The organism is Bradyrhizobium erythrophlei (assembly GCF_042430365.1).
Taxonomy (GTDB): domain Bacteria; phylum Pseudomonadota; class Alphaproteobacteria; order Rhizobiales; family Xanthobacteraceae; genus Bradyrhizobium; species Bradyrhizobium erythrophlei.
On sequence record NZ_JBHMET010000254.1, the window covers coordinates 67,599 to 81,047 of the forward strand.

Consider the following 13,449-nt stretch of genomic DNA (forward strand, 5'->3'; position numbering starts at 1 on the left):
TGCCCGGTCACAAGATGTTTCATCGGAAGACAATCCGGAACTACTGCCCAATTCGTGCCGCAATGCAAAACCAAACGGCGATGGTCAACGACGGGACGGGGGTTCCACTTGCCACATTTGTGGCAATACTGTCTGAGGGTCTTATCAATGCTGAAGATTATAAAGCCGGCGCTGGGGGGGAAAACCCAGTCGCGTACGGCGCTCGCTTTTGTAGCCGCAACTCTCCTGGTCGGCGGCAGCGTCACCGAAGCATCCGCGAAGTCGCGGCACCACCACCGCCACCACCATCACGCCCGCGCCGAAGGTTCCTCCTGGCGCAATGCCAACGCCTCGATTGCCCAGCCCAACGGCGGCCACTCCTTCTCGGGCATGGCCTCCTATTACGGCAGTGAGTCCGGCAGCCGCACCGCTTCCGGTCAGCGCTTCAACCAGAACGCCATGACCGCAGCCCACCGCTCGCTGCCGTTCGGCACCAAGCTCCGCGTCACCCATGGCGGCCGTAGCGTCATCGTCACCATCAACGACCGTGGCCCGTTCATTCGCGGCCGCGTGCTCGACCTCTCCACCGGCGCAGCCCGCGCCATCGGCCTCACCGGCGCCGGCGTCGGCCGCGTCACCGCCGAGGTCGTCTCCTAAGCCTTCGCTCCACGTTTCCGTTCGAAGAGTTCGGTAAGCGTTGCGTAGAGTACGGTCGCGGATCTGATTCCGCGCATCGAACAAGCCTGCCGTCGCGAATGACGGCAGGCTTTTGTTTTCACAGGAAGCTCTGCGGATCGACGTCGACCTCGAGCTTCAGATTGCCCTTGGTCTTATGACCTGCCGCCAGCCATTCGCGCAGATATTGCGAAAGGTCGACGTTGCGCAGCGACTTCACCAGCAGCCGAAACCGATAGCGGCCCTTGATCACGGCGAGCGGCGCCTCGGCGGGGCCGAGCACCTGGATGCGCTCATCGAACGGCGCGACGGCGGCGAGCTTGCGCGCAAAACCTTCCGCGGTCGGACGATCGCCGGCGGAAATGATCAGGCTCGCCAGGCGGCCGAACGGCGGATAGCCGGTGCGCTCGCGAATCTCGATCTCGCTCGCATAGAACGCCTCGCGATCGTTGGCGATCAACGCCTTGATGACGGGATGCTCGGGCTGGTGCGTCTGCAGATAGCCGACGCCGCGACCCTGATCGCGGCCGGCGCGGCCGACCACCTGGTTCAGGAGCTGGAACGTCCGCTCCGCGGCGCGCGGGTCGCCATTGCTCAAGCCCAGATCGGCATCGACCACGCCGACCAGGTTCAGCCGCGGGAAATTGTGGCCCTTGGCCACGAGCTGCGTGCCGATGATGATGTCGACGCGGCCTTCTGCGATCTCGTTCAGCTCGCTGCGCATGGTCTCGATCGAGGTGATGAGATCGCTCGACAGCACCATGGTGCGGGCCTCTGGGAAGATGCTCGCCGCCTCCTCCTGCAGCCGCTCGACGCCGGGGCCGACGGCCACCAGCGATTCCTCCGCCGCGCAATGCGGGCAGATGTTCGGCCGCGGCATCGAGAAGCCGCAGTGATGGCAGACCAGCCGCTGGCGGAAGCGGTGATCGACCAGCCAGGCGTCGCAGATCGTGCAGGCAAAGCGATGGCCGCAGGCGCGGCATAGCGTCAGCGGCGCATAGCCGCGGCGATTGAGGAACAACAGCGCCTGCTCGCGCCGTTCGATCGCGTAACGGATCTGCTCGGCGAGCGGCGGGGAGATGAAGCGCCCGCGTGGCGGCGGCGCGCGGCGCATGTCGATCGCCTCGATATGCGGCATGTGCTGCCCACCGAAGCGCGACGGCAGCGCGACGCGCTGGTAGCGCCCCTTGCGCGCATTGACCTCGCTCTCGACCGAGGGCGTCGCCGAGGCCAATATGATCGGGATCTTGGCGATGTGCGCGCGGACCACTGCCATGTCGCGCGCATGATAATGCGCGCCGTCGTCCTGCTTGTAGGCCTGGTCGTGCTCCTCATCGACGATGATGAGGCCGAGATCGGCATAGGGCAGGAACAGCGCCGAGCGGGCGCCGACCACGACCGGTGCCTTGCCTTCGGAGGCCGCCGCCCAATTGCGCGCGCGGGTGCGCGGCGTCAGCTCCGAATGCCATTCCAGCGGCCGCACGCCGAAGCGCTGCGCGAAGCGATCGAGGAACTGGCCGGTCAGTGAGATCTCCGGCATCAGGATCAGCGACTGCCGGCCGCGACGGATATTCTCGGCGATCGCCTCGAAATACACCTCGGTCTTGCCGGAGCCCGTGACGCCATCGAGCAACGCGACGTGAAAGCTGCCGCTCGCCGCGAGCGTACGCATCACGTCGACCGCGCTGCGCTGCTGGGGCGAAAAATCCGGCTGCGCATAGGATGGATCGGGCGGCGGCGGCGCCAGCGGCGGCGACATCGCCTCGACCGTCAGCGTGCCCTCGTCCACGAGGCCGTCGATCACGCCAGAACTGACGCCCGCCTCCCGCGCCGCTTCCGATTTGCCGTGCAATAGTCCGTCGGACAGCAGGTCGATGACCCGCCGCCGCGCCGGCGTCAGGCGCCGCGGCGGCTCGCCGACCAGGCGCACGCCGATGCGGGTGCGCTCGGGTCCGAGATTCTCGCCCATGCGCAGCGTCATCCGCAGCACCATGCCGCGGGCCGACAGCGTATAGTTGGACACCCAGTCGACGAGCTGGCGCAGTTCCGCTCTGAGCGGCGGGACGTCGAGCTTCTCGCTGACGTCCTTGAGCCGGTTGTGCAGCCGCGGGTCGGGCTTTGCGTTCTCGGCCCACACTACGGCGACGACCTCACGCGGCCCGAGCGGAACGCAGATGACGTCGCCGGGCGCAAGCTCCATGCTGCGCGGGACGCGGTAGGAATAGGTCTGGTTCAGCGCAACAGGCACCAGCACGTCGACGACACGGGTCGTCGACGTCGAGGTCGTGCTACTGCGCGTGGTGTGGTCCATCCGGGAATCGATCCTTGAGCCGCGGCAGGCTAGAGCAATTTCAGTTCTGATTGCATCAGAACCGAGGCTCTAGATTCTTGTTTTGACGCGTTTTCTTCACGCGAACCGGCATCCACTTCGCTCGAAAACGCTTTGTCGCCACCCCAGCAAGTTAGCGAACGGTAAACGAAACAGGTGCGATATAATCAAGGGACTAGCAACGCCAATAGCGCCATGGCCAAGACAAACCAGGCAAGCAAAGAGCCGGTGACCCAGCCGGTTGAGCTCGACTACGCCGACTTGACCGTCACGCAGGAGATGGCGCGATGGCTGTCGCATCTGCGCGCCGAGCGGCGGCTGTCGCCGAAGACGCTCGAGGCCTACGCCCGCGATGTCCGCCAATGCCTCGCCTTCCTGGCCGGGCATTGGGGCACACACGTCACGCTTGCCGGATTCGCCGCGCTCGAGGCGAGCGACGTCCGCGCCTTCATGGCGATGCGCCGTGCCGATGAGATCGGCGGACGCTCGCTGATGCGGGCGCTGGCCGGCCTGCGCTCGTTCGGGCGCTTCCTCGAACGCGAAGGCAAGGGCAAGGTCGGTGCGTTGTCGGCGATCCGTGCCCCGAAGATCGCCAAGGGCCTGCCGAAACCGATCCATGTGGCCGCGGCAAAGCGCTTTGCCGATGCCGACGAGCGCGCCGGCGAGACCCGCGAGACCTGGATCCTGGTGCGCGATGCCGCGGTGATGGCGCTGCTCTATGGTTCGGGCCTGCGCATCTCCGAGGCGCTGGGACTGAAACGACGGGACGTACCGAAGCCCGGCGAAGGCGACGTGCTCGTCGTCACCGGCAAGGGCAACAAGACCCGGATGGTCCCGGTGCTGCAGAACGTGCTGCAGCAGATCGCGGACTACGCCGCGATCTGCCCGCATCAGTTGAGCCCCACCGGACCGATGTTCGTGGGCGCCCGCGGCGGCCCGCTGAGCCCGCGAATCATCCAGCTCACGATGGAACGGCTGCGCGGCGCGCTCGGTCTGCCCGATAGCGCAACGCCGCACGCCTTGCGGCATTCCTTCGCCACGCATCTCTTGAGCCGCGGCGGCGACCTGCGCGCGATCCAGGAGTTGCTCGGTCACGCATCGCTGTCGACCACGCAGATCTACACCGGCATCGACAGCGAGCGCCTGCTCGAGGTCTATCGCTCGGCCCATCCGCGCGGCTGAACGCCGCCGTTCATGTTCATACGGCTGCCATAAACGGCTCGCCCCTTGCGTTGCAGGCCGCATTCGGCAATCGTGTGGCCGTCTCAGCCGGAAGGGGGAATCATGAGCGCACACGAGAGTATGGAGCACGCGGAGCATGCCGAGCACGCCTCCGGCGAGAACAAGAAGATCGCGCTGCTGATCGCGGTGATCGCACTGTGCCTGGCGCTGTCGGAGACCCTCGGGAAGGGCGCGCAAACCGAAGCGATCAGCAAGAATGTCGAAGCATCCAACCTGTGGGCGTTCTTCCAGGCCAAGAGCATCCGCCGCACCACGGTGCAGACCGCCGCCGAACAGGGCAAACTGAGCCTTGCCGGCACCACCGATGACGCCACCAAAGCGTCGCTGCAAAAGCAAATCGACGACTGGCAGAAGACCGCGGCGCGCTACCGCTCGGAGCCGGAAACCGGCGAAGGCACCGAGCAGCTGGCCGAGCGCGCCAAGCACGCCGAACACGAGCGTGACGAAGCCACCGCGAAGTACCACCATTTCGAGCTTGCCTCTGCCGCGTTCCAGATCGCCATCGTGCTGGCGTCCGCGACCATCATCACCGGCATGATCGCGCTGGCCTGGGTGTCCGGCCTCGTGACGCTCGCTGGCGTCGTCATGACGGCCCTCGGCCTCTTCCAGCCGCATTTGCTGCATCTGCATTGAGCTAGTGGAGGGGCTCCCCTCCTTAACCGTCACCCTGAGGAGGCCGCAGCGCGGCCGTCTCGAAGGGTGGACGGCCACCAGCGGGGCCGTGCCTCCTTCGAGACGCGCGCGAGAGCGCGCTCCTCAGGATGACGGGTCTAGGATTTACGGTCAGCCTAACGCGCCTCGTGCACGCTTTTGCGGAAGCGCGCGATCAGGCGCAGCATGCGCGCCGACCAGCCATCGCCATCGCCGCCGATAATCGCGCGAATCCGCTGCTTGATCGGTTCGACCAGTGCGGAGGCTTTGGCGCGCACCGCGAGGACGAACTCGTAGAGCGCCTCGAACCAGCGCATCTCCAACAGCTTCGGCCGCGTGATGTCGAAGATGAAGGCGGTGACGCCGACGCCGAGGAACTTCGCGAACAGGATCGTCGAGATCGCGCTCATCCAGTATTCGTGCGCCAAGAGCCACAGCCCGACCAGCTTGAGCGGAAACAGCGGAATCACCGGCACGATGAACACGATCAATGTCATCGCCGGCGACAGCGAGTCGACGCGGTCGGACAGCCATTGCTTGAACGCGCGCAGCGGGATCAACGCCACCACGCGCTCGACGATTGGCTCGAGGTGGTCCCACAGCCATGCCTCGATCAGGAAGATGATCGCAAGCAGGACCCAGAACGGCTGTAGCAGGCGGCGCAGCATAGGTGTCGACTCTAGCCGGCTGACGCCGGATGTCGATCACATATGGATGGCCCGCTTGCCGACCGCAAGCGCGGCTTCCTTGACCGCTTCCGAGCGGGTCGGATGGGCGTGGCAGGTGCGCGCGAGGTCCTCGGCAGAACCGCCGAATTCCATGAGAACGCAGGCCTCGTGGATCATCTCGCCGGCTTCGCGGCCGACAATATGGACGCCAAGCAGCCGATCCGTCTTCGCATCTGCGAGAATTTTCACGAAGCCGTCAGTGGTCTGATTGACCTTGGAGCGGCCATTCGCGGTGAACGGGAATTTTCCGACGGTATAGCCGATACCTGCCTGTTTGAGCTCTTCCTCGGTCTTGCCGACGGACGACACCTCCGGCGTGGTATACACAACGCCTGGGATAACATCGTAGTTCACGTGGCCGGCCTGGCCGGCGATGATCTCCGCGCAGGCGACGCCCTCGTCCTCCGCCTTGTGCGCGAGCATCGGCCCCGCGACGACGTCGCCGATCGCGTAGATGCCCTTCACATTGGTCGAGAAATGCTTGTCGATCTCGACGCAGCCGCGATTGTCCACCGCGACCCCGGCTTCCTTCAGCCCGAGCCCTTCGGTGTAGGGCACGCGGCCGATAGAGACGAGCACAACGTCGGCCTCGATCGTCTCGGCTGCGCCGCCCGCGGCCGGCTCGAGCTTGGCGAGCAGCGTCTTGCCCGACGTGTCAACCGAGGTGACCTTCGTGCCGAGCTTGAAGACGAAGCCCTGCTTCTCCAGCATGCGCTGGAATTGCTTGGCGACCTCGCCGTCCATGCCCGGTAGGATGCGGTCGAGGAATTCCACGACCATGACGTCGGCACCAAGGCGGCGCCACACCGAACCAAGCTCGAGCCCGATCACGCCGGCGCCGACGATCAGGAGTTTCTCCGGCACCTTCCCTAGCGACAGCGCGCCGGTCGACGACACGATGCGCTTCTCGTCGATCTCGATACCCTTCAGGCGCGCGATGTCGGAGCCGGTGGCGATCACGATGTTCCTGGTCTCGACGATCTCGCTCTTGCCGTCGCCCGTAACTTCGACCTTGCCGGCGCCGAGGATCTTGCCGGTGCCCTTGAGCACGTCGATCTTGTTCTTCTTCATCAGGAACTCGACGCCCTTGACGTTGCCGTCGATGCCCTGCTGCTTGAAGTTCATCATCGCGGGCAGGTCGAGCTTCGGCGCCGAGACGCTGACGCCCATCTTGGCGAAGGAGTGCGCGGCTTCCTCGAACATCTCGGACGCGTGCAGCAGCGCCTTGGAGGGCATGCAGCCGACATTGAGGCAGGTGCCGCCGAGTGTTGCGTTCTTCTCGACGACCGCGACCTTCATGCCGAGTTGCGCCGCGCGCACCGCGCAGACGTAACCGCCGGGTCCGGTGCCGATGACGACGAGATCGTAGGAAGCCATGGTTGAAGTCCTGTAGCTAAGGTGTGTGACAGTGAGGGGAGCATCTTGCCGGAAAGCCGGTTGCCGCCTTTCCGGACCATGCCCTAGCGACCGCCCGACACGTCGAGGATCGCGCTGGTGACGTAGGATGCCTCGTCCGAGATCAGCCAGACGATGGCGTTGGCGATTTCTTCTGCGGTGCCGACGCGCTTCATCGGCACCATGTGAGCGAGCCGGTGCGCACGATCGGGCTCGCCGCCAGCGGCGTGGATTTCGGTATCGATGAGCCCGGGCCGGATTCCGGCGACGCGGATGCCTTCACCCGCGACTTCGTGGCCAAGGCCGACCGTGAAGGAATCGATCGCACCCTTGGAGGCGGCATAGTCGACATAGGTGTTGGGCGCGCCGAGCCGCGCCGCGACCGACGAGAGGTTGACGATGACGCCGCCCTTGCCGCCGTGCCTGGTCGACATGCGCTTCACCGCCTCGCGCGCGCACAAGATGCTACCCGTGACATTAACTGCCATCATTTGCTGGATACGCTCCGCGGACATCTCGTCGACGCGCACGCCACTCTTGCCGACAATGCCGGCATTGTTGACGAGCGCACCGAGCGTCCCGAAGCCATCCGCTGCCTTGAACAGCGCGAGGATGTCCTGCTCGCTGCCGACGTCGCATTTCACCGCGATCGCCTTGCCGTCCTTTGCCTCGATCGCGGCAACGACCTCGTTCGCCGCGGCCTGATTGGTGGCATAGCCGACGACGACGCGATAGCCGCGCGCCGCGGCGGCAATGGCCGCGGCGCGGCCGATGCCGCGGCTGCCGCCGGTGATGACAACGACCTTATCCGTCACATTCGTCCCCAAGCGTGTGCGCCCAAACCGATCGTGACGCCCGGGTTGCCCGGCGTCACGTGCAGTATGTTCTTAGAGATCCAGCACCAGGCGCGCCGGATCTTCCAGGCTCTCCTTGACCCGCACCAGGAAGGTAACCGCTTCCTTGCCGTCGATCACGCGGTGATCATAGGACAGCGCCAGATACATCATCGGGCGCACCTCGATCTTGCCGCCGACCACCATCGGCCGCTCCTGGATCTTGTGCATGCCGAGGATGCCGGACTGCGGCGCATTGAGGATCGGCGTCGACATCAGCGAGCCGTAAATGCCGCCATTGGTGATGGTGAAGGTGCCGCCCTGCATCTCGTCGATCTTGAGCTGGCCGTCGCGGGCGCGGCGGCCGTAGTCGGCGATCGACTTCTCGATCTCGGCGATCGACTTGTGATCGCAGTCGCGCACCACCGGCACCACGAGGCCGCGATCGGTGCCGACCGCAACGCCGATGTGATAGTAGTTCTTGTAGATCAGGTCGCCGCCGTCGATCTCGGCGTTGACCGCCGGAATGTCCTTCAGCGCCTGCACGACCGCCTTGGTGAAGAAGCCCATGAAGCCGAGCTTCGAGCCGTGCTTCTTCTCGAACACGTCCTTGTACTGCGCGCGCAGCTTCATCACCTCGGTCATGTCGACCTCGTTGAAGGTGGTCAGCATCGCGGCGGTGTTCTGCACGTCCTTCAGGCGGCGGGCGATGGTCTGACGCAGCCGCGTCATCTTCACGCGCTCCTCGCGCGCGGCGTCGTCGGCGGGCGACGGCGCGCGAACCTGCACGGCGGCGGCGGGCTGGCTGATCGGAGTCGGCGCGGACGCCGCCTTCTCGATCGCGGCCAGCATGTCGCCCTTGGTCACGCGGCCATCCTTGCCCGAGCCGGGCACGGTGGAGGCATCGATGCCGCTCTCGACGGACAGCTTGCGCACCGACGGCGCCAGCGGCGCATCGGCCGGCGGCGCCTTTGGCGCAGCGGGAGCCGCGGCGGCGGCGGTCGGCGCGGCGGGAGCAGCGGCCTTGGCAGGCGCGGCGGCTGCCGCCGGCTTGGCGCCGGCGGCGCCGTCATTGATCTGGCCAAGCAGCGCGCCGACGGCAACGGTTTCACCATCCTTGGCGATGATCTCGCCGAGCGTGCCGGCCGACGGCGCCGGAACCTCGATCGTGACCTTGTCGGTCTCGAGCTCCACCAAGGGCTCGTCCACCGCGACGGCATCACCGGCCTTCTTGAACCAGCGGCCGATGGTGGCCTCGGTCACGGATTCGCCGAGCGTTGGAACGCGAATTTCAGTCATGGTCTTTTCCTCGATAACCCTGCGGTCATAAAACTTGTGCGGCCATCGTCCGCCAAAGCGGACGATCCAGCGCTCCGTGACAACACCTGCGGGTAGGATGGCGCGGGGCACTGGCTGCCCCGCTTTCGCGGGGCATGAGTTCAGTGAAGATCGTTAGTTCAGTGCGTCGTCGAGCAGCGCCTTGAGCTGCGCCAGATGCTTCGACATCAGGCCGGTCGCGGTCGCGGCCGCCGCCGGACGGCCGGCGTAACGCGGACGCTTGTTCGGCGCGTGGATCTGGTTCAGCACCCATTCGAGATAGGGCTCGATGAAGTGCCACGAGCCCATGTTGCGCGGCTCTTCCTGGCACCAGACGATCTCGGCGCCCTTGAAGCGGGCGAGCTCCTGCACCAGCGCCTTCAGCGGCACCGGATAGAGCTGCTCGATGCGCATCAGGTAGATGTCGTCGATGCCGCGCTTCTCGCGCTCCTCGTACAGATCGTAGTAGACCTTGCCCGAGCACAGCACGACGCGACGGATCTTGTCGTCCGGCTTCAGCTTGATCGCCTCGTCCGTCAGCATCTGCGCGTCATCGTACAGGATACGGTGGAAGCTGGTGTCCTTGCCGAGCTCGTCGAGCCGCGATACGGCGCGCTTGTGACGCAGCAGCGACTTCGGCGTCATCATGATCAGCGGCTTGCGGATTTCGCGATGCAGCTGGCGACGCAGCACGTGGAAGTAGTTCGCCGGCGTGGTCGGATAGACCACCTGCATGTTGTCTTCGGCGCACATCTGCAGGTAACGCTCGAGCCGCGCCGACGAGTGTTCCGGCCCCTGCCCCTCGTAGCCGTGCGGCAGCAGGCAGACGAGCCCGGACATGCGCAGCCATTTGCGTTCACCCGAGGAGATGAACTGGTCGAACACGACCTGGGCGCCGTTGGCGAAATCGCCGAACTGCGCCTCCCACATCGCAAGCGCATTCGGCTCGGCCAGCGAATAGCCGTACTCGAAGCCGAGTACCGCTTCTTCCGACAGCAGCGAGTTGATGACCTCGAAATGACCTTGGTCAACGCCGAGATGGTTGAACGGCGTGTAGCGGCTCTCGTCTTCCTGGTCGATCAGCACCGAATGGCGTTGCGAGAAGGTGCCGCGCTCGGAGTCCTGGCCGGACAGGCGGACGTGATGGCCCTCCTCGAGCAGCGTGCAGAACGCCAGCGCCTCGCCGGTCGCCCAATCGATGCCGACGCCGTTATCGATCGCCTTGGCGCGATTGTCGAGAAAGCGCTGGATCGTGCGGTGGACGCGGAAGCCGTCCGGCACCTTGGTGATCTTGCGGCCGATATCCTTGAGCACGGCAATATCGACGCCGGTGATGCCGCGGCGGGCATCCTCTTCCTGGTCGGCGATCTTGAAGCCCGACCATTTGCCGTCGAGCCAGTCGGCCTTGTTCGGCTTGTACCCCGAACCCGCCTCGAGTTCGGCATCGAGGCGCGCGCGCCAATCGGCCTTGGCCTTTTCGACCTCGCCCTCGGTCAACACGCCCTCGGCAACCAGCCGCTTTGCGTAGATCTCCAGCGTCGACGGATGCGAGGCGATGCGCTTGTACATCACCGGCTGGGTGAACGCCGGCTCGTCGCCCTCGTTGTGGCCGTGGCGACGGTAGCAGAACATGTCGATCACGACCGGCTTGTGGAATTTCTGCCGGAATTCGATCGCGACCTTGGCGGCGAACACCACCGCTTCCGGATCGTCGCCGTTCACGTGGAAGATCGGCGCATCGATCATCTTCGCCACGTCGGACGGATAGGGCGAGGAGCGCGAGTAGCGCGGATAGGTGGTGAAGCCGATCTGGTTGTTGACGATGAAGTGCAGCGAACCGCCGGTGCGATAGCCCTTCAAATCCGAGAGGCTGAAGCATTCGGCGACCACACCCTGGCCCGCGAACGCCGCGTCGCCATGCATCAGCAGCGGCAGCACCGAGATGCGCTGATCCGGCGGATCGCCATGCTGGTCCTGCTTGGCGCGCACCTTGCCGAGCACGACGGGATCGACGATCTCGAGATGCGACGGGTTCGCGGTCAGCGACAAATGGATCTTGTTGCCGTCGAACTCGCGGTCCGAGGAGGCGCCGAGGTGATACTTGACGTCGCCAGAGCCTTCGACGTCTTCGGGATTGGCCGAGCCGCCCTTGAACTCATGGAACAGCGCGCGGTGCGACTTGCCCATCACCTGCGTCAGCACGTTGAGGCGGCCGCGATGCGGCATGCCGAACACGATCTCCTTCACGCCGAGATTGCCGCCGCGCTTGATGATCTGCTCGAGCGCCGGGATCAGCGATTCACCGCCGTCGAGGCCGAAGCGCTTGGTGCCGGTGAATTTGAGATCGCAGAACTTCTCGAAGCCTTCCGCTTCGATCAGCTTGTTGAGGATCGCGCGGCGCCCTTCGCGGGTGAAGCTGATCTCCTTGTCCGGCCCTTCGATGCGCTCCTGGATCCAGGCCTTCTGCGCGGCATTGGAGATGTGCATGAACTCGACGCCGAGCGTCTGGCAATAGGTGCGCTCGCAAAGCTGCACAATCTCGCGCAGCGTGCCGTATTCGAGGCCGAGCACGTGATCGAGGAAGATCTTGCGGTCGAAGTCCGCCTCGGTGAAGCCGTAAGAGCGCGGATCGAGCTCTTCGCGATCGCGCGGCGCCTCGATGCCGAGCGGATCAAGCTTGGCGTGGAAATGGCCGCGCATGCGGTAGGCGCGGATCAGCATCAGCGCACGGACGGAATCGCGGGTGGCCTGGTGGACTTCGGCAGCCGACAGTTCGGCGCCCTTCACCTGCGCCTTGGCGGCGAGCTTGGTGCCGACGGCCTTCTCGACCTGCGCCCAGTTGCCGTCGAGTGCCGAGGTCAGTTCGTCGCGCGGGGTGACCGGCCAGTTGTCGCGGCCCCAGGAGGCGCCCTCGGCGTTCTTCTGGACGTCGGCGGGGGTGTCCCTCAGGCTCTTGAAGAACTCCTGCCATTCGGCGTCGACCGAGGCCGGGTCCTGCTCGTAGCGGGCGTAGAGGTCGTCGATATAGGTGGCGTTGGTGCCCTGCAGGAAGGATGAGAGGGCAAAGGCGGCGTTCGCGTCCTGGCGAGACATGTAGCAGTCCTGGTGATTTTTTTCGGTTCGCGCGTAGTAGACGGCGCTAGGGCCGGCCCGAAAAGGGACCGACTGGATGAGTACCCTTTACCCTATCTGGGATGGATATTCCTGCCTAAAAGAACCAAAAAATGAATCGGATTACAAATCTTGTTGAGGTGCCGGCGACGCAATGACGCGCGCAAAAAAGCCCGCTTCTTGAAGGTGATACCTCCGGAGGCGGGCTCGATGCGTCCGATCAGGACTTGATCCGTGCGCGATCAGTATCTGGCGACGAGCGGGGCGCCACCAAATTTGTAGTTAACGCCGACCCGCACGAGATCGCCGCGGGTGGTCCAGTGGTTGGTCACCGCGAACGGGGCGTTGGGCGCCAACGGCTGCGCGGTCGCATCCGTGCTCGTCCCGAAGTCGTAGTGCAGGTATTCGAGCCTGGCGCTCCAGTTGCCGGCAAATGCCCACTCACCACCGGCGCCGACGGTCCAGCCGGCTCTCCAGGTGCTCGTCGACGCAGCGTACTGGAACGGCGGCAGAGCCGTGAAGGACGTGAAGCTGTTTGTCTTCACCTCCCCGTAGGCCAAACCGCCGGTCACGTAGAGCAGCAAGCGATCCACCGGCGTATAGCCAAGCCGGCCGCGGAACGTGCCAAACCAATCCATCCGCTGGTTCGAGCTATGGAACCAGGTGGGAACCGGGGCACCCACGAACGGGGAAAGAGGGGATACAAAGGGGCTGCCCTTGATATCAGCAGCGTCGATATCCGCCTCGAAGCCCAGGACGGCCCGGTCGAACTGCACGTTGTATCCGGCCTGGACGCCACCGAGGACGCCATTCATGTTAGCCGACGCGGTGAACGGCGCGGCACCGAAGAAGGCCGCCGTCGGCAGGAAGTTCACATCGTCGGTGGTGCGCCCCCAAGCGTAGCCGACGTTGCCTCCGACATAGAAGCCCGTCCAGCTATAGGCGATGGGAGCAGCGACGATCGGCGCCTTGACGGCCATGTCAGCCGCGAGCGCGGGCTGACCAATCACCGGTGTGAGAAGCGCGGCCGCCGCAAGGAGAAGCAATGGGCGCATAAAATTTCCTCCAGAAAGGCAAAAAAACTTATCGGCAAGCAATTCCACCGTCCGTGCTACTCCTGATTCCCCTTCTTGACTGTATCGTGCGCGCAACGGTTGCGGGAATTCGACGGCCGAAAGCGACCGCCCAA

At 65.0% G+C, this 13,449-nt stretch carries 10 protein-coding genes; 3 read left to right on the top strand and 7 right to left on the bottom strand.

All coding sequences use genetic code 11. The features are described from left to right. The first annotated feature begins 147 nt into the window (after positions 1–147). The gene (locus ACFFWD_RS38265; protein ID WP_376974538.1) at positions 148–636 is read left to right on the top strand and encodes a septal ring lytic transglycosylase RlpA family protein; all 489 of its coding nucleotides are present in this window, start codon (positions 148–150) and stop codon (positions 634–636) included. Between the two features lie 118 nt (positions 637–754). Here ACFFWD_RS38265 and ACFFWD_RS38270 read toward each other — a convergent pair whose 3' ends face one another. Continuing rightward, positions 755–2,965 carry a primosomal protein N' gene (locus ACFFWD_RS38270; RefSeq protein ID WP_376974539.1) on the bottom strand — a complete coding sequence of 737 codons (2,211 nt, stop codon included), beginning with the start codon at positions 2,963–2,965 and terminating at the stop codon, positions 755–757. A gap of 213 nt (positions 2,966–3,178) precedes the next feature. Here ACFFWD_RS38270 and ACFFWD_RS38275 point away from each other — a divergent pair, with 213 nt between their 5' ends. Together ACFFWD_RS38275 and ACFFWD_RS38280 are read left to right on the top strand one after the other, a co-directional pair. Next, entirely contained in the window at positions 3,179–4,165 is a 987-nt protein-coding gene (locus ACFFWD_RS38275; protein WP_376974540.1) for a tyrosine recombinase XerC, read from the top strand. A 102-nt stretch (positions 4,166–4,267) separates the two neighbouring features. Beyond that, positions 4,268–4,858 carry a DUF4337 domain-containing protein gene (locus ACFFWD_RS38280; RefSeq protein ID WP_376974541.1) on the top strand — a complete coding sequence of 197 codons (591 nt, stop codon included), beginning with the start codon at positions 4,268–4,270 and terminating at the stop codon, positions 4,856–4,858. A 155-nt stretch (positions 4,859–5,013) separates the two neighbouring features. On the opposite strand, the gene ACFFWD_RS38285 is transcribed toward ACFFWD_RS38280, so the two are convergent. The 6 genes from ACFFWD_RS38285 to ACFFWD_RS38310 form a co-directional block, all read right to left on the bottom strand. Continuing rightward, a complete protein-coding gene (locus ACFFWD_RS38285) occupies positions 5,014–5,544 on the bottom strand; it encodes a hypothetical protein (RefSeq protein WP_376974542.1) in 531 nt (176 codons plus the stop codon). A gap of 36 nt (positions 5,545–5,580) precedes the next feature. Next, positions 5,581–6,981 carry a dihydrolipoyl dehydrogenase gene (gene lpdA, locus ACFFWD_RS38290; protein ID WP_376974543.1) on the bottom strand — a complete coding sequence of 467 codons (1,401 nt, stop codon included), beginning with the start codon at positions 6,979–6,981 and terminating at the stop codon, positions 5,581–5,583. Positions 6,982–7,064: 83 nt separating this feature from the next. Further along, positions 7,065–7,814: an SDR family oxidoreductase gene (locus ACFFWD_RS38295; RefSeq protein WP_376974544.1), complete on the bottom strand. Its 750-nt coding sequence runs from the start codon at positions 7,812–7,814 to the stop codon at positions 7,065–7,067. Positions 7,815–7,886: 72 nt separating this feature from the next. Further along, the gene (gene odhB / locus ACFFWD_RS38300) at positions 7,887–9,131 is read right to left on the bottom strand and encodes a 2-oxoglutarate dehydrogenase complex dihydrolipoyllysine-residue succinyltransferase (protein WP_376974545.1); all 1,245 of its coding nucleotides are present in this window, start codon (positions 9,129–9,131) and stop codon (positions 7,887–7,889) included. 153 nt (positions 9,132–9,284) lie between these two features. Beyond that, complete coding sequence (locus ACFFWD_RS38305; protein WP_376974546.1) at positions 9,285–12,242, bottom strand: 2-oxoglutarate dehydrogenase E1 component; 2,958 nt, start codon at positions 12,240–12,242, stop codon at positions 9,285–9,287. A 260-nt stretch (positions 12,243–12,502) separates the two neighbouring features. Then, a complete protein-coding gene (locus tag ACFFWD_RS38310) occupies positions 12,503–13,363 on the bottom strand; it encodes an outer membrane protein (RefSeq protein ID WP_376974547.1) in 861 nt (286 codons plus the stop codon). Between the last annotated feature and the right edge of the window lie 86 nt (positions 13,364–13,449).

Coding starts and splice junctions, on each gene's coding strand:
- ACFFWD_RS38280 (WP_376974541.1), top strand. CDS start 4,268: ATGAGCGCACACGAGAGTATGGAGCACGCGGAGCATGCCGAGCACGCC.
- ACFFWD_RS38305 (WP_376974546.1), bottom strand. CDS start 12,242: ATGTCTCGCCAGGACGCGAACGCCGCCTTTGCCCTCTCATCCTTCCTG.
- ACFFWD_RS38265 (WP_376974538.1), top strand. CDS start 148: ATGCTGAAGATTATAAAGCCGGCGCTGGGGGGGAAAACCCAGTCGCGT.
- lpdA (WP_376974543.1), bottom strand. CDS start 6,981: ATGGCTTCCTACGATCTCGTCGTCATCGGCACCGGACCCGGCGGTTAC.
- ACFFWD_RS38285 (WP_376974542.1), bottom strand. CDS start 5,544: ATGCTGCGCCGCCTGCTACAGCCGTTCTGGGTCCTGCTTGCGATCATC.
- ACFFWD_RS38270 (WP_376974539.1), bottom strand. CDS start 2,965: ATGGACCACACCACGCGCAGTAGCACGACCTCGACGTCGACGACCCGT.
- ACFFWD_RS38275 (WP_376974540.1), top strand. CDS start 3,179: ATGGCCAAGACAAACCAGGCAAGCAAAGAGCCGGTGACCCAGCCGGTT.
- odhB (WP_376974545.1), bottom strand. CDS start 9,131: ATGACTGAAATTCGCGTTCCAACGCTCGGCGAATCCGTGACCGAGGCC.